The organism is Vibrio sp. Evd11, from assembly GCF_900382755.1.
GTDB classification, from domain to species: domain Bacteria; phylum Pseudomonadota; class Gammaproteobacteria; order Enterobacterales; family Vibrionaceae; genus Vibrio; species Vibrio lentus.
Genome location: NZ_OSDX01000007.1, coordinates 23,662 through 40,178, shown reverse-complemented (window position 1 = coordinate 40,178; position 16,517 = coordinate 23,662). Strand labels below are relative to the sequence as shown.

The 16,517-nt window shown below is 38.8% G+C and carries 13 protein-coding genes; all 13 read left to right on the top strand.

Going from position 1 to position 16,517, the window contains the following annotated elements:
- Position 1: 1 nt before the first annotated feature.
- The 13 genes from ED652_RS04395 (at position 2) to ED652_RS04330 (ending at position 16,516) form a co-directional block, all read left to right on the top strand.
- Positions 2 to 1,141 (top strand): lambda-exonuclease family protein, encoded by a 1,140-nt coding sequence (locus ED652_RS04395; RefSeq protein ID WP_122053606.1) that lies wholly within the window; start codon positions 2 to 4, stop codon positions 1,139 to 1,141.
- 322 nt (positions 1,142 to 1,463) lie between these two features.
- Complete coding sequence (locus ED652_RS04390) at positions 1,464 to 2,108, top strand: hypothetical protein (RefSeq protein WP_122053605.1); 645 nt, start codon at positions 1,464 to 1,466, stop codon at positions 2,106 to 2,108.
- Between the two features lie 83 nt (positions 2,109 to 2,191).
- A complete protein-coding gene (locus ED652_RS04385; protein ID WP_122053604.1) occupies positions 2,192 to 2,404 on the top strand; it encodes a hypothetical protein in 213 nt (70 codons plus the stop codon).
- Between the two features lie 1,046 nt (positions 2,405 to 3,450).
- Entirely contained in the window at positions 3,451 to 4,275 is an 825-nt protein-coding gene (locus tag ED652_RS04375) for a hypothetical protein (protein WP_122053603.1), read from the top strand.
- Positions 4,276 to 4,406: 131 nt separating this feature from the next.
- Positions 4,407 to 5,477 carry a hypothetical protein gene (locus tag ED652_RS04370; RefSeq protein WP_122053602.1) on the top strand — a complete coding sequence of 357 codons (1,071 nt, stop codon included), beginning with the start codon at positions 4,407 to 4,409 and terminating at the stop codon, positions 5,475 to 5,477.
- Between the two features lie 67 nt (positions 5,478 to 5,544).
- Positions 5,545 to 7,701, top strand: coding sequence for a DNA topoisomerase (locus tag ED652_RS04365; protein WP_122053601.1), 2,157 nt, complete (start codon positions 5,545 to 5,547; stop codon positions 7,699 to 7,701).
- 13 nt (positions 7,702 to 7,714) lie between these two features.
- Positions 7,715 to 8,809: a hypothetical protein gene (locus ED652_RS04360; RefSeq protein WP_122053600.1), complete on the top strand. Its 1,095-nt coding sequence runs from the start codon at positions 7,715 to 7,717 to the stop codon at positions 8,807 to 8,809.
- An 85-nt stretch (positions 8,810 to 8,894) separates the two neighbouring features.
- Positions 8,895 to 9,908, top strand: coding sequence for a hypothetical protein (locus tag ED652_RS04355; RefSeq protein WP_122053599.1), 1,014 nt, complete (start codon positions 8,895 to 8,897; stop codon positions 9,906 to 9,908).
- A 3-nt stretch (positions 9,909 to 9,911) separates the two neighbouring features.
- Positions 9,912 to 11,270 carry a hypothetical protein gene (locus ED652_RS04350; protein ID WP_122053598.1) on the top strand — a complete coding sequence of 453 codons (1,359 nt, stop codon included), beginning with the start codon at positions 9,912 to 9,914 and terminating at the stop codon, positions 11,268 to 11,270.
- A gap of 4 nt (positions 11,271 to 11,274) precedes the next feature.
- Positions 11,275 to 12,840 carry a hypothetical protein gene (locus tag ED652_RS04345; protein WP_122053597.1) on the top strand — a complete coding sequence of 522 codons (1,566 nt, stop codon included), beginning with the start codon at positions 11,275 to 11,277 and terminating at the stop codon, positions 12,838 to 12,840.
- Positions 12,841 to 12,855: 15 nt separating this feature from the next.
- Positions 12,856 to 14,034, top strand: a complete 1,179-nt coding sequence (locus ED652_RS04340; RefSeq protein ID WP_122053596.1) for a hypothetical protein — start codon at positions 12,856 to 12,858, stop codon at positions 14,032 to 14,034.
- A 2-nt stretch (positions 14,035 to 14,036) separates the two neighbouring features.
- Complete coding sequence (locus tag ED652_RS04335) at positions 14,037 to 14,861, top strand: hypothetical protein (RefSeq protein WP_122053595.1); 825 nt, start codon at positions 14,037 to 14,039, stop codon at positions 14,859 to 14,861.
- 11 nt (positions 14,862 to 14,872) lie between these two features.
- Positions 14,873 to 16,516 carry an ATPase, T2SS/T4P/T4SS family gene (locus tag ED652_RS04330; RefSeq protein ID WP_122053594.1) on the top strand — a complete coding sequence of 548 codons (1,644 nt, stop codon included), beginning with the start codon at positions 14,873 to 14,875 and terminating at the stop codon, positions 16,514 to 16,516.
- Position 16,517: the final 1 nt, after the last annotated feature.

Genomic DNA, 16,517 nt, shown 5'->3' with positions numbered 1-16,517 from the left:
TATGTTTAAAGTTAATCTACAAAGAGAGCAGTTTGAGCAAGGGACTGATGAATGGCTTATATGGCGCGATGACGGTTGCGGCAGTAGCGACATTAAGGTTATTCAAGGTAAGTCTGAGTATAAAACTCGTTGGCAACTTTGGGCTGAGAAGCTTGGTATAAAGAGTCCCGACGATTTGAGTCGAAACCCGAATGTACAGAGAGGTAATTTTTTCGAGCCTTTGGTTTTAGAAACTATTGCAGCAAAGTTCGGTGTTGAGATTGATGTGTTTTGTGCTACGGATAAGGATTTCCCTTGGCGTAAGGTGTCTTTTGATGGTGTGATACGCGGTTTAGATGTACCTGTCGAAATTAAGTGTCCATCCTCAACAAAAGGTGAAGATGAGGTTGCTGATGAAGCAAAGGAAAGTTCACGTTATTGGGACCTGATTGAAAACGGTGAGAACTCGGTACTCTTTCAAGAGTATGAAGTTCAACTGCAATATCAAATCGGTATGCTGAATGCACCTTATGGCTACTTTGCTTTTTACTTTAGTAAGATCAATAAACTGAAAATTTTTAAAGTCGCTCGTAACGAGTCACTGATTAAAGAGATTTTCGAAGCGGTTGATAGTTTCTATTTGGAGCATATCAAACCGGGTATTGCACCTGAAAAAGATTTGGTACGCGATTACTATGAACCAACTGACGATGAACTGTTAGCTTGGAACTCTGAAACATTACGGTTATATGATGTTTTGGCAGAAGAACGTGAACTGAAAAAGCAACTCAAAGCACTTGGAGTAGAAAAAAGCGAGATCTCAGACAGTCTAGTGGGTAAAGCTCATGGTTTTAAAAGGCTATCTTTACACGCACTTAGTATTACCGCCGTTAAAGGCAGAGAAACCTTTCAATATAAAAATTTCTTGGCAGAGAAGGGCGTTATAATTACTGATGATGATCAAACTAAGCATACTAAGGTCGCAAAAACTTCATATCGCATGTCGGTTATCAAAGACCGAAAGTTGCTTGACGATGTTGAAAACAGTGTAATTTCAAACCAGAAGAAACAGCTGACTAAACAACTGTTTGGTGTTACTGATGTATCGGATCTAGATGATGCAGTCGTTGACGCTATGGATAATTATTACATTTTAGATTGACCTTGTTTAACTTATTGTGGTGTCCTGTGCTTTAGCACAGGGCAACTCAATTATTACTTTTCGTCTAATTGCTCTATAATAATTAATATCGATGAATTGATAAGCAACTGTAATGTTTATCAATTTACCGATTTTGCTACTCAGTAGTAAAAAGTCACTGCAGCTAATGTGACAGCCTTTATTGAAAGGCGGCTGCTCATTCAAACGATTGAACCTGAAAAGGTCTATATACGGATATTTACATGCTAGTAAATAGCTTATGAGCCTCATTTTTTGAGGCTCACACACTGAACCCGAAAGGGTCTATACAAGGAAATCGACTATGAAAAGTCCAGCCCTAGATCTAACTAAACAAAATCAACTTAGCTTTGAATCCCTAGATGTTACCCTTGATCAAGTTAGCCTTGGCCAAGAAAACATCGCTTGGAATATTGCGTCAATAATTGAAGTGCAATCCACAGTAAAAGGGCAAGCTATTGCTTTGTCTAGTGAGACTTATACACCAACCGTTCCTACACAGATACAAATTGGCGCTCTTGAAGAGAACCGTGTTTTTGACCCAAAAGGTAAAGAACATGTTGAATGGAATATTGCATCTATCAAAGTTATGCAACAAGCCATTGTTAACGATGCCGCTGATCTAGTCAGTAAGTCTATTGCTCGTCCTGATAACTTAGAGGATATTTTTGCATGGGTTTTTGACACAGATAACGATGATGCTTTTAGTATCACAGAATGTGCTAGTTCTTTTAAACAAACAGTTTATGAGTTACAAGCAAGATTCTATCGTCGTCTGAAAAGAACAATGAACTCGTTACCTAAATCTTGTAAGCAACCTAAACGTGATTTTTACGTTAAGTTAGCGCGTAAGGCTCGAATTGAGTTAGCCAAGAATGCCGCTTCTATTCAATGTACCGAAGTCGAAGCGAAAGTTGCAGAAATGGAAGACGTATATAGACCACATTAGTTGTCGATTCTACACCCTAGCGGGGATACACCCGCTTAGGGGGTATCTCTGTTAGTAAATTTAAAAAACTACGGAGGTATCATATGCTTAACATTTATGTAGCTATTGCATACGTTAGCGCTCTGTTAGCTACTAACCAAAAAAAGATCGCAGATCAACTCCAAGCAATCGGCACTGCAAGCTATGTGGCGGGTATGCTTGAGTTGATTAAGCTCAACATCAATATTGATGCCATGCTATTAATTGTGATTGGTATGCTATTTACATTTCTTGCTAGCAAGATAAGTAAGAGATAAACTAACAGTATGTTGTGACAAAAGGAGCCGAATCTATGAGTAGTACAATAGTAATATTCACGATTCTAGTTTGCGGCGGTGCAATAGGTATTCTTGCCTTGTACTCCCCAAAGGTGTCTCAATGGGCACACGAAAAAATTAACAATGAGTCAAAGCACTCGCACTAAATCACGCTCCGGCGTGATTTTTTTCACTTCATACACTTCTTATCCCATTTCAGTTTTACTATTTAATATCCTCATTATCTTAAGCGTATACCTCGTTTTATCTAACTCTGGAGGTGATATTGTTCCGATCCTATTTGGAATCATTCTAGGGATCATCGTAGTCTCATGGTACGGGATCATAACAAAACGAGAAAAGCAGAGTTGAATATTGCGACCTTAATCATATGGGTATGATTAGAAGGTAATGTATAATTGTACTGTTATTCATATGGGTATGATTAGGGTGTTTTTTGGGTATTAGGATTAGCGCACAGCAAAAGAATGCGATTTTGACGATTCACTATATCGAACTCAGTCATGGTCTTCACACTCCGGTACATACGAGCTATCTACGTAAACAGGTCAGCAAGTCCTTATGTAGAGAATTAGCCTCTAATAACTTCTTAGTAGGTTTAAGGACACTGCAAGATAACGGCTATTTAGTGTGTCAGACAAATGAAGACAAGTTGCTAAACGCTTCTGCGAGGGCAAATGAGAACATGTGGCAACTTACATGCCAAGGTAGGTTGTATGCTAAGGAATTACACTCTTCGAGAATGCGACCAAAACGGACTTACACGAAGACATCAAAGTAGGAAATTTCAATTATGGCTAGCTACTGGATCAGCATTAAGTGATTAGAAATATCGGAGAATACCGTGATCTACGCCCTCCATCCCACATACTTTTATTAGGCATCACATCTAAATATCCAAATTGACCGCAATTTTTGCGTTAACCAATTTATTGATTTCATTGACGCTGCGTTAAAGCAAGAACGTAGGGGAACTTTTGTAGCCAATTAAAGCTATGGACGCAACCTATTAGTAATCGGCAGGAATGGAATTTAAGGTTAAGAGGGATATTGAAACTATGGAGAAATCACACTTTTCTGGTGAAGAAAGCCTATTTGATTCGCTAAGTGCTATGAGGTTGGTTCTTGATAAAGCCGACCCTCTAGGGCTTTTGAAACTATACCGAGTACTCAATGTATCGCTCGAACAGTACTTTCCTAACTTTTGGGTAAGGATAGAAGAGATCATAGAGTTAAGGTGTGGAGAGGTGTTGGAAGATTATATTTCCACAAGATCACTTGGGAAGCTAACGTTTGAATTTTTAGCGTCTGTTGATGACAATAATGAAAACCAAAGAATTAATTTGACGTTTTCGGTTACAACGGATTCGATGATTCATTGTTGCGTTACTAACCCAATCTCAAGCGATACGTTGATCATATCATTCGGCTTCCAAGAGCTTAATGATGCCCTTAATGAAGTCACATATTATTTGTCCGAAACTTTCAATGATTTAGGGTACAGGTTCAAGCCATCTAAAAGATCAATAGATATGCCACCATTTATCTTCGTGTATGGCAGAGATTTCTATCTTTATAAAAATGCAAAAGGTATTAGCCGTTGTCAAATGCCAGAGTCATTATCGTTAGACCACCACGCATTTGCAGAATACTTGATTGAAAAATCTAAGAACCCTGACCTCCCGCGTTACACACAAGGTAGTGAGCCGATACTTTTCTTACTAGATGAATACATTAGAATTGGCAAACTCATGAAGGATAAAGATGAATCCGGCGACCTCAAGCATGTGAAGCTAGTAGAAAAAAGCTTCAATGAAAGGTATGGCCAACACCTACCTCTAATTAATTAGTACTCAAAATTTTTCTTTATCTAACTTTTTAAATACCTGTTGTTCGGTTGCACGAGGACTGTATCAATTCAGTATAGGTATGACTTTACACGCGCTAGCTACGCTGTTCTAAAACCAATGGAGACTATTTAATGCAACACTGTTCATTGCTAGATCAAGCAACGATTCTTGGCGGCTACATCGACGCGGCTCTTTTTTTTAATGATTCTTCAAAACACTTACAGTCAAAAGTTACATTGGAAACCGCAAATAAAAAAATCCAAGAAATAGAGAGTTTAGTAAACACTTTTCTTGAAGAACATCAGAAAGAAGTCGATTTGCTGTATGGCCAGCTTAATGTTCAACAAGTGAAAAACTTGGATTTGTCTATTAGTAACAGTTTGGCACTTAAAGAAAACCAAAGGTTGAAAGAAGAACTAGGAACAATTCGAGATAGTACGAATAAGGCCAAAATTAAAGACCAAGTTAAGTTAGATAAGTATCATGAATGGAAGAAGTTAGATCCTGACAAATTAGTTGCTCAAAACAATAAATTGAGTGATCTATTATCGAAACAAAAATCTAAATCTAGAGTTGCTTATGAAGCATTGGAGCTTAGGTTCAGTGACAAGTGCAATGAGGTTAAGGAGTTGAAGGATAGAGTGTCTAACCTATCTTCATTAACTATGGGGGAGGCTATCGAAGGTAAATGCGGCGACCTCACTTACTACCCTATGATAATAGAGTCGTCATTAGACTTCACATTAGAAGACGATGTATGCCAACTTGGTAGTCTCGAACTTGATTGGCACTTTGAAGTATTGAGCTCGGAAGGTGTTTCAATTCATATAGGGCTCACAGAGTGGTGCACTCCGATTTTACCATTCTCTACAGAAATTCAAAAAGATTGGTCAACCGATATAGAGTCTTACATTCATGGTGCCGCATTACAGCGTGTTGCTCATTCACATCCAAATAATTTTAAGATGATTGTTGAATCCAAACAGGTACTTTTAGACAAAGTTCCTGAGTTCACTGAGCGCGAATTAGACATGTTCAGGGCTTCGGGGGCTACGAGCTTATTTGATTTAGTGAGTATTAGTTTCAACAAGTTTGGTCGTGTTGCCGTTGATTCAGGTTTCACCAATGAAGAAGCAAACACAACATATGACACAGTCAAACGTTACGGGTTAGCTTACCGGAAACTATACGAGTGTTTGTGAGAGCAGCTAAGTAACACACTCATTTGGGCATAACCTATGTATATGCTTATTAATGTATGGGTTATAAATGGACGTATATCTTGCTGAAAAGCCCGAAGTGGCAAAACACTTAGCTAATGTGTTAAGCAACTCTCCGAGTAAGAAAAATGGTTTCTTCGATTGTGGGAATAATGTTGTAGTAACGTGGGCTATTGGCCATTTATTGGCTCTGAAAGACCCGGAAGACCTGAACCCTACTTACAAAAAATGGAGTCTTGCTGATTTACCATTGAATTACGCTATCGACTTTAAACCTAACCCGAAAACCAAAGCGCAACTAAGTACGGTATCAAGACTGTTAAAACAAGCTCATAACATCTATATATCGACAGACATTGATGCAGCGGGACAAGCCATTGGCGATGAGGTTTTAGAATACATTGGTATAAACCCTTCGACAGCTTATCGGGTTTTAATCAACGATAACAACCCGCAAAAAATTGCCAATGCTCTTTTACCAACCAATATTAAATCGAATGCAGACTTTAAGACCCTTTTTCATCAGGAAAAAGCCCGTAGTATTGCTGATCAACGATTAGGGTACAATCTAACTCGATTATTGTCGTGCCAAGCAACCATTCAAGGTTTCAAGAAAACCTTACATGTTGGTAGGGTCCAAAGTGCAATTCTTGGGTTAGTAGTTCGTAGAGAATTAGGGAGACAGTCGCATGTTAAAAGTAACTACTATAACGTCAGTGGCGATTTTGTAACTTCAATTGGGCTTTTGAATGCTAAGTTGAAGTTTGACGATAACAGCCTCTTAGATACCGATTTGAAAGGTAGATTGAGTAATAAAGAACAAGTTAAATTACTAACGAAGTCGTTACATGGCCGTCCTGCCGTATTAACTAATGTCGAACACAAAACGACACAAGATTCCGCTCCATTACCCTTCGACCTTCTATCATTGCAAGTTGAGTGCAGTCGATACTTTGGGTTAAGCCCTGACGAAGTGTTGTCGATTACTCAAAAGCTTCGTGAAGCACCATTTTATGCCATTTCATATAACCGTAGTGATTGCCGATACGCGCCAGATGAGGCGTTTACGGAGGCACCTGCAGTTATAAATAACCTTTCACAGACAGGCTTGTTAACTCCGCTTACTGATCAATGTGACTGTACAATAAAATCTAGAGCCTTCAACTCAAAGAAAACTGGTGCCCACGGTGCGATTATTCCAACAGGCTCAATCGCTGGCTTTGATGAAATGCCAGATAATTTAAAGGCTGTTTTTTTACTAATTAGCAGAAATTACTTGATTCAATTTTTCAGTAAGCGAGAGCGTCATATAACTAGTTATGAACTATTGGTGGAGTCTTCGAATGGAACAGAACACTACTTCACTGGACGTTCACAGAAAGTTCTAGAACCTGGTTGGTCAGTTGTCTTCAAAAACGATGAAGAGTCGGAAGATGCAGCTTTAGAGGATGAGGGTCAAATCGATTTAATCAACTTGAAAGCGGGAGAGTCTGTTAGTAGCAGTACTGTGAAGCATGTAGAGCGTGAAACTCAAGCCTTACCTACATATACCACTACCACTCTTTTAAAAGATTTAAAGAGCACGGCAAAGTACATAACAGACCCTAAGATCAAAAAATGGATGTTAGATAAAGATGCTGACAATGGTGAGCAAGGCGGAATCGGTACGGCGGCAACGCGTTCAAGTATTGTAAAAGGACTTTTTGATAACGGTTTCTTAACTAAAAAGGCTTCAAAAATTATACCAAGTGAAGAAGGTTTTTTGCTTTATCGATTATTACCTACCCGTATCACCTCACCAGAAACGACGGCAATTTGGGCCCGTTATTTTTCATCAATCGCTGATGGAACAATGGACATTGGAACATTCTTGTCTGAAATAGATAGCACTATCCATGCTGAAATTGAGAACGTAAAAAGGAACGGTCTTGATATTCCCAAAGAGCTTATACCGAAGAACATCACTAAGAAGTGCCCACACTGCAAACAGGAAACCGCGAAGTTTATTAAAGGTAGATATGGTGATTTTTGGGCTTGTAGTAATTGCGATAAAACCTGTCCTGATGTGAATGGAAAACCATTCAAGAAATCGTGTCCAGAATGCAGGAAGCCATTGAAAGTGGTACAGCCGAAAGACAAAAAGAAAAAACCATTTATTAGTTGTTCGGGTTTTAAATCAGGTTGTCAGTATAAAGAATGGATATAGGTTGGAAAGGTAAATGGAATTTAACAAAAGCTTGAAAGAGTTATTAAATAGGCTGGTGGGTAAGCACAATGCAGATGAAGAACAAGAGTTAAAAAATGAGTTTTTTTCCTACTCTGGCTGCACACTTAAACGTGATTTAAGGAGAAATTCAAAACTATTCATACCGTGTGTTCTGAAAGATACTAATGGTCTAGAAGTAGAATGGAATCCATTTTACTCAACTAATAACTACAACGTAAACGTCGTTATATCTTCGAGAAATTCTACTATAAGGCCAATTCTAGAAACTTGTGTGAGGGAAAACCACTCTGCAGGTATAAGTGATTCAATAGTTTTTGCTCCAATGGCGGAATACCCTTCTTTAAGGGAAGACTCGATTTCAATATTCGATGGTGAGAAAGTTAACTATAATCTTGATTTTTTATCGGTAATAAAGCCCGGTGACATACATATAGATTTACTTGAAAATCTCATGAATACATACATTGAGTCCTTGTTCACGTTATGTTTCGAAGCCAATCATCCTCAAACAAACCCCTCTATCGATCTTCGGTTTAAGAGATTTATGTTTCACTGTATGGAAAGGGTTAGCACATACATAATCAATCGCGAATCCTACTCTACAGTGACTCTTATCGAATGGTTGAGGATTGAATATGTACCAGATCAGATTGACTACTTTGCTTTAATTCTTTCGGCCATGCCTGAATTAGAACATGTGTATGACCCAAATAAGCCATGTGTTTATGGTGTAAGTAATCACCTAGTGATAGATAGTCGTGAATTAGAAGGTAAAAATGTTCAGCATTTAGTTTCGATCACGATTCCGCTTGTAGCACTTTACAATCAATATAAAACTGAAAAGTTAAAACCAATGTTCATCTTGAACGAACATTTGGGCACTCCAAAGCAAGAAACTATTTGTTCCCTCATTAGTCGGCATTTCAAGCAAAAGGGTATCTCATATATTCACGTTGTTAATGGTGCAAAAAAGAAGAATGGTGTTTTTTCTTTATACGCGACAAATCATGTCTATGAGACTATTCATGAAACTTCATTTAATAATGACTATCAAGAGATCGTATTAAAGGAGAAATTTGCAGCTTAAATTGACGAAACCGCATTTTTGGCATCACAAAAATCTATGACTCCCTGTTGTCGCGTTAGAGCAGATAACAGGGAGTTTTTTTACGATGAAAAGAATAGCGCCACTAATCAGTTTAATCGCCATAACGGGATGTGCGACTCAACCGCTACCTCCGATTGGTATAGATCCGATTGAAGAAATTACCGTAGTCGATTATCCAGAGATCACTTACCCAAAATTGAGTGTTATTCAAGACTCTCAAATGGTGACCGCTTCAAACAATTTGGCCGACGCTGTTGGAGTTGAGTTCGTTGAGTGGGCTAAAGAACTAAATCCATACGATTACTACGCCGTTCGTAATATGACAATAAGATTGACTTACGAAGACCCTCAGATTGCTTTCCTCGATTTGTTTGACCGTTCAGGTCTTTTGCCCGTTTATGACGACTTTACAAATACCGTGAACGTGTATCCGTACTCACTGGATCAACGAATAGCCTTGCCCCATATATTTACACCCAAATTTAAACGTTCAACTCTTCAAAAAGAAAAAGTGAAACGTTCTTATAAAGAGGGGTTAGCCAAAAACAATAAAGCTGTCGAATACAACTTTTATAAGGATTATACGGTTCGTGAAACCTTATCTGCTTGGGCTGAACATAGCGGATACAACGGGGCTATTTACTTCTTCAACACAAGGCCACATAGGGAGTTTTTTGCAAGTAAGCTCGTTAAAAGTGACAGCTCTATTGGGCGTAATAATGTCGATGTTATGAAAGAGTTCATTGGTTATGAAATGGACCGTCAATCATTAAACATCCCTATTTCGATTACTAAAGACAAAGCGACAAACAAGATAATTTTCCATCCATTTGACTCTTCTGAGCAAGTGAGAGCGTTTGAAGTGAAAACTACCACTGTTAAGGACAATTTACGCAGGGTAGCCGATCAATATGATTATGAGCTTATTTACAACGCTACGGATTATCGAATCGACGCAGGTTTTTCAACGGTTCTTACAAACTACATTAAGCCAAGTGTAAAAGCATTCTTATCCCAATACCCTTTAAGTATTGAGGTCGTGGAGTCATCAAAACAACTGGTTATTAGAGGGAAATAGATAATGTCACAACATTCATTAAAGGCGATTAGTACTGTAATTGCTCTAGCACTGCTTGGCGGGTGTACCACTCAAGAAGCGGCAGAAAAACCAGCTGAAAATACGTATCTAAATCAAGTCCAACTGGATGAATTAGTCGCAATTGAGGTTGAACCTCAAAGCAAAAGTAAGTCTGTAGCTAAAAAGGACTATGCACCTTTCAGCCATAAAGCAGAAAAATCAACATATGCCCAAATGGGAACACCTGAGGCCGAAGGGAAAGTTCATACAAGTTCTTATAATCATGCACCTGAATTAGCACCTGCAGTGTCGGCAATACAAAGGGTCGATCATACTTCGCTGAGTTTGAATCAGGCACAAGTAGAAGAAGCCGGCTTTGTGATGGGTAATTGGCCAGCAAAGCCTTCTCAACGAGTTGTGAGAGCTTTTACGACAGATCGGAATGACTCGTTCAAAGAAACAATTTCACGATGGTTGTTGATGGAAGGTTATAAAACAACGCGTTTTATACTTAGTGAAGATATTGACAACACATTGGATAAAGACACCGATGTGACAGGTACGTATTACGATTCACTACCTACGGCACTAAATGAACTAAGTAGCGTGGCGTCACAAAAAGACGTTGACTATAAAACAAGGCTACCTAAGGACTTCAAGTTATACGTTTCATTAAATAACAAATCACGATCTGCAACGGTCTATTCAGTCAATAATGCATTAGAGATTCATCATGACGGCAACCCTGTTGATACAAAGCTGCTTGAGCCCGAACAGTCGTACCAGCTATTCAAAGGTGAAAGTTATGAGGCTGCTTTATACCGATGGATTGGTGATGTTGGATACCTAAAGTTTGGAAAATTGGTTAATGAAGATGTAACCAAAGTTTTGAGTCAGAAAATTCCGGTAAATGACACTATCAATGAGGACTTTTCTCAAGCCACTACTTTGCTGATGCTTCAAGCTGTAGAGCAAGCAAAAGACGATCAAAAAAATGAAAAGGACGGATTCATTAGTGAGAGCGGTAAAAGTTCACTGGAACTGCACCTTTTCCTTAATGACATCAAACACGAAGCTATTCTGACATCTAGTAACCAACCCGTGACAATGTTCACCGTCAGCAAGGGGTCTTTGAAAGATAACTTTAATCGTCTAGCCGATTTTTATAGTTGGAATAAAAATGTTGAGGACTTAGACACCCATTTCATGGCAAATGACTTCGAAATTGACTTCTCATACCCAATAGTTTCAGAAAAAGGCAACATTGAAAGGGCTTTAACTGAGCTACTTGATGGCTTCCCAAATCTAAGAGGCGCCATTGTGCCGTCAACAAGAACAGCTTACGTAGTTAAGGAGAATTAATAGCATGGATATTAAACGATTAGGAGTTTTGTTAGTCGGCATTATTTCTCTCTCGGCGTGTACAACCATTGAGCGTCCAGAAGAGTTTAAAGCTGTAGCTCAAGAAGAAATGAGACAGATTGAGCACACACTAAGCAAGTCAAAATACAAGAAGGTTGTCGTTTTAGACCGACCACCACAACAAATCCGTGCAGTAGATACACGATATGTACCCGATTGGTTAGATGAAAGGACAAAGATGGCCTCTGAAAAAATGCCACTAACGGTTCTTATAAAGGAAATCGTCGGTCAAGACATAAAGATTAAATATGGTGAAGGGGTAGATCCTGCTAAGAAAGGCAGTGTTTTCTTTGAAGGTACTAAGGAAGAAGCCTTGAACATTCTTGCTCTGAATGTTGCTTACGGAATTACTGTTATCGAGGGTGTAGTAAAAATTGATAAGTTCGTAACTAAGACTTATGACATACCAACTACTGTCGGAGATAACAATTTTCAGATCGGTTCGAACGCTAGCGGTGGGGGCAGTAGTGACAACGAGAACGCTGCAAGTGGTGAAATTTCGAGTACAGGCTCCGGTGATGGTCAGTTTGCAAACAGTGTTGCTGATAAATATAACTTAACGGATCAGATATATAAAGGTATTGAAAAGATGTTGTCGGGAGAGGGCAATATCACAACTGGTAGTGGTGATGAAGTTCAACTAGAAACATCAGCATCGAGCACTGAAACTTTAGGGTACGCGGAAAAAGTAGAAGGTGTATCAAGTATTGTTGTTCGAACTTCTCCGGCCATGATGCTTCTTGTAGACCGTTATGTTGATGACATGATCACCAAACTTTCCCAAGTAGTTTCATTGGAAGTAATGGTTATTGAGTACCAACAAGATGAAGGTACTGAGTTTGGCCTTGATGCAAATGCTATAAAAAACAACGGGAAATACAGTTTGGAGTTTGACTTAACTTCGCCAACATTCGCAGACGCAACCGATGGTTTGGGCTTAGGTCTTACAGTGAACGAAGGAAGTTGGGCGGGAACAACCGCTTTGATAAATGCATTACGTATGACTGGCGATGTGTCCGTAAAAACTTCGCAGCGTGTAGCAGCATCAAATCATATGGTTCAAGAGATAGACTTGAGTTCAATTCAATCATACTTCGCATCTGTAAAAGTCACATATGAAGGTAGTGATAACGATAACCCAACAACCTCAATTGAAACTTCCGAAGTTCGCGACGGCGTGAAAATGTTGGTTGTTCCAAACATTCAACAAGAGAAGGTCTATCTAAAACTAAATGGTGTTCTTTCAAAGGTATTAAAACTTGAGGAACAAACGGTAGAGAATGTAACGATTATTAGCCCTAGAACGCGCCAAGCACGATTTAACATTAGTGGTTCTTACGAATACAACAAACCTTTTGTTGTCGCCCACATGCGTCAAGAGACACATGAGGCCAATAAAAGCGAATACATGGATACGACTTTCGGCAATTCGGGAACGAAGAAGATCACAGATACGTTAGTCGTTCTGACACCTCGTAAAGTTCACACTAACGCTATTGATTACCGATAGATTGGTAGGTTACCTATGAAACTTACAGTTCAACAAATAGCGGTAAATAACGAGACAGATCGAAAATCTAAACTGGCTAAGATGCGTTTAGCGGTAAAGAACATTTATGACTTTCATATTGATGGCGCTGAGAGCCTAGTTAGATTTTCTTCTGATAAGCCGGGACCGATACTGCCTCAGATCTACTTAGAGAAAATCAAAGAACAGTTTGAAGATGAAATTGGTAACTCAAAATTTAATATTTTGTTGAGCCAATCGAATTCGACCTTATTGTTGATTGAATGCTCTAATTGGGAGGTGTATTCGTTAAAAGTTGTGCTAGCCGATACCGTGCACAAGGCATTAAAGCCGAGGTTAGTAACGTTCCTAGATGACAAGTCAGTTCTCAACAAATATAAAGGAGTGATTCGGGAGTTACCTAAATTAACAAGCAGTGAAATTAACCAAAGCCCTTATCAGTTCAAAGATAAGTTCAACAAAAAGCTAGTTAAGAACGTCAAAATAGGTAGCTTCACAGTCATAGGGTTATTGATTTGCTACTTCTTCATCTTCGGCGGTAGCGGTGAAGAAAAAGTCATTGAACCTACGAAAAAAGTCGTGGAAGTGAAGAAAATCAGAAAAGATAATTTCTACGAATATAAAAAGGCTGTAATTGGTCGAGTCGTTTATACCGATGTATATCCTGCCATGATTACTGCAGTTCTCATGGCATCGAAAGTACCTGAAAACTGGTCGATTGAAGAGGTTACCTATGAACATGAGTCAGTGTATTCCTCAATCAAGCATTACAACGGTGAAACATCACAGCTGAAATACTTTAGAGACTCATTGGAAAACGGAAGATTCATTACCGTAGATGGCCAAAACTCAATTTTTCAATATCCAATCATGGAGCCATCTTGGTTCCCATGGACAAAACACAAATCCAACTTCGTAGATACTCGCGATCAATATATGGATTTAATGATCACTCTTGGTGGAAAGATGCGATCAAATGTTCCTGTTCATCATGCGCAACATAGCGATCAACTCATTACATTTTACTTCGATGAAGTATCAATTATCTACCTTGAGTTGTTCAACTACATTTTTGAAAACAAACCAATTTTTATAGAAAGCATCAGTGTTAAGCCTTTACGTTCAGATAAGACGAAAGCAACTATAGAAATAACAACTACTGTACTAGGAGTTTAATCATGACGGACAAGGAAAAGAAGATTCTACCATTTATGATAATCGGATTTTTGTGTTCAATAGCAGCTGTTATCTACTTTATGGTGATTCGAGATACTAAAGCGGCACCTCCGTTGGCACCGATACAAAAGCACGTTTCGAATGAGCAAGTAAGCCAAGTGAACTTAAATCAAGTAGGTGGTCAAGAAAGTGCTTTAACTGCCGTTGGGAACGCGCAACTTGGTGGCCCAAATGTATTAAGTGAAATCCAAAATGTTCAACATTATGAGTATACGGATTCAAACGGGAATATTGTTCAAGAGATTATTGAACCTGACCCAATGACTGTTGATAGCAGTAATCATTTGTTGATTAGTGATGACAACATTCGAATCATTGATTTACTGAAAAATAACCTACTTCTTGAAGTACAAGCGAAAAACGAGCAATTAAAAGCTCAGAAGAAAATGAACCAAATGAGCTATACAGGTGAGGTTGTACCAACAAACGTAAACGGTCAGTACGCGCATATACAATCACCTAGTGAAAGTGGATTCACCGAGCTTGGTACGACAACGACTTTGTTATCGTCGGTTTCCGTAGATTCGATGGAACTAGAAGAGCAGTTTGCAAGAATTTCACTAGCAAGCATAACCGTAAATGAAAAGAAAGAATTACCTAATGAGGTATCCGCATGGGTACGCTATGACGGTAAGTTGTTTAAGGCCATGGAAGGTCGAGAGCTAGGTGATTTTGTGATTACAAAGGTTACAGAGTCAAATGTCAGTATTAAATACGCCCCGGCAAATGTAACTAAGAAGCTTGGTCATTCAGGGTTCGAAAGTTAGGAGTAAATCATATGGAAGGTAGATCATTTGTTGAAGGTATTATTTCTGATGAACAGTTGAAAGATCTAATCTGTGAGTCGGAAGTTTGTTATATCAATGAAAACGGGCAAATTTGTGGTCATGTAATTTATGAAGAATATGACTATTCAGACATCGAACGAACATTTAAGAACTCAGAAAAAGCTTTTAATGGTGACTTTTTCGGTATTCAACCTGAATTTATACTCGTTTCGAAAGATGATGTTAACGATGCAATTTTAAAAATCAAATCGAAAAATGAAGTAAACGGCAGTGTCAATGCACCAACAATCGATTCTGACGCAAAATTGCGTCTAAAGCGTGTGTTAGAGCAATCTATATCAAATGGTGCTTCTGATGTTCACTTGAGACTGAGCACAAAGCATCTAGTAACTGAAATTAATCAACGATTAATGGGGGAGTTCGTTGAGCTACTACCCAATCAGGATTTAACTTATGGTGAAGAGCTTTGCCGTTATGCTGCGGTTACCATTGGACGCAAACAAACATTTACCTTTGATACCCAAGTTGACGCAACTTTTGAGATAAAGCTTGAAGTAGGCGAAACTGACTCACAAGGTCAAAAAGTTTCACTTACCAAAAATACTAAATGGCGTTTATCTCAGATAAAAATTGATGATGGTACAAAAGTGACCATTCGAGCTTTACAAATTGGTTCTGAAAAACTGTTGACGTTAAAGCAACTAGGTTTATCTAAAGGTCATCGACACGCGTTTGTTGATATAGTGAACAGCGCTCAAGGTGCTTTACTTATGTCCGGGCCTACCGGTTCTGGTAAAACAACAACAATCAATGCTGGCTTATCAACAATAAAGTCAACCCGTCTAGTACATTCACTAGAAGATCCGGTTGAATTTCTAAGACCGGGCCGAAACAATTTTTCAACGGTTGTAAACGAAGACTTTACGGACGGAAAGACTCAAAAACGTACAAAAAGTTTTCAGCACTACGGAAAAGTTCTACTAAGGCATGATACCAACGTACTCTATTTTGGTGAGATACGTGATGACTTAGCCGCCGCAATATTCATGCGATTAGCAACTACCGGACAAGTCATGGTCGGCACTATTCACTGTAACTCAGCAATATCAATTATAACCACCATAGCCGAGCAATTAGGTGTGCCTGTGTCTCAATTAGCTGCACCAGGTATTATCAAGGGTCTAGCACACCAACGTCTTGTACGTACATTATGTCCCAAATGTAAAATACCTCATACAGAGGTTACAGATCACTTTGAAAATGACTCTAGCTTAATAGAGGCGTATAAGTCCGTTGAAAAAATCAAACAACAGCAAACTGTAGATGTCTCTAACGTACACTATCAAAAAACATGGGGTAGTTGCCCTGAATGTGGCGGAAGAGGCGAGAAGGGTCGTACAGCGTTGTTTGAACTGATTCTCATTGATGACAAAGCAAGAGAGTTTATACGTGAGTTGAAGTTAAACGAGTGGCTAGTTCATTTAAAGAAACAAAACTTTCCTAGTATTCGAGATCATGCTCAGTACAAGCTATTAAGTGGCACTCTTGATTATCGTTCAATCATAGAAGAAGTTGATGGGCTTGTTGAAGACAACGCTACAGAAGCTTACGACATGATGCATATTATGGAGTAGG